This is a genomic window from Mesorhizobium sp. M00.F.Ca.ET.216.01.1.1 (genome assembly GCF_004010325.2).
Taxonomy (GTDB): domain Bacteria; phylum Pseudomonadota; class Alphaproteobacteria; order Rhizobiales; family Rhizobiaceae; genus Mesorhizobium.
The window spans coordinates 1-285 of record NZ_SADR02000555.1 but is presented as its reverse complement, the minus strand read 5'-3'; the positions used below and the strand labels follow the sequence as shown (position 1 = coordinate 285).

Below are 285 nucleotides of genomic sequence, written 5' to 3'. Positions count from 1 at the left end.
GATGGATATCGCCCGAATTGAGGCGAATAACGGTTTCGACCGAACGGTCCATGGAACCCAGATGCACCGGCATGTGCGGCGCATTGGCGACCAAAGCGCCATGGCGGTCGAACACCGCGCAGGAGAAGTCCAGCCGTTCCTTGATGTTGACGGAATAGGCGGTGTTCTGCAGCGTTACGCCCATCTGCTCGGCGATCGACATGAAGAGGTTGTTGAAGACCTCCAGCATCACCGGATCGGCCTCGGTACCGAGCGCGGCCTGCCGGTGCTTCCTTTCGATGCGTC

The 285-nt window shown here is 60.0% G+C and carries 1 protein-coding gene; it reads right to left on the bottom strand.

Annotated elements, in window-relative coordinates; all coding sequences use genetic code 11:
* Positions 1-285, bottom strand: a 285-nt coding sequence (locus EN859_RS37430) for a hydantoinase B/oxoprolinase family protein (protein ID WP_135913762.1), incomplete at both ends; no start/stop codon positions are given.